This window comes from Leptolyngbya sp. CCY15150 (genome assembly GCF_016888135.1).
Lineage (GTDB): Bacteria > Cyanobacteriota > Cyanobacteriia > RECH01 > RECH01 > RECH01.
Genome location: NZ_JACSWB010000219.1, coordinates 1 through 288, shown reverse-complemented (window position 1 = coordinate 288; position 288 = coordinate 1). Strand labels below are relative to the sequence as shown.

Genomic DNA, 288 nt, shown 5'->3' with positions numbered 1-288 from the left:
GTCGCCTTGGCTATACGGGGTGCTATCATCGCTTCTCACTAGGTTCCAGCCCTTTTACTCTATTCTATCTACCGCCAGAGTCATTGAAGAGCGTTATGTCAAGTCGGGTTGAATGCACATGATGAAGCGACATGAGTGCCCCTGTCGTACCCTGGCCACCAATCGTAAAACGTGAGATAGGACACAACCCCATGCGATGCTCATCCTCACACCACACCTCGACGTCGGCGTCGGGATAGGTCTGCTGAAGGTGCTCGACGTTCTCCTGAAGTTTTTTTTTCCAAGCGT

Annotated in this window: 1 pseudogene; it reads right to left on the bottom strand. The window is 51.7% G+C overall.

From position 1 onward, the window contains the following. Positions 1-64 precede the first annotated feature (64 nt). Positions 65-288, bottom strand: a pseudogene (locus tag JUJ53_RS17845) (hypothetical protein); the annotation flags it as partial.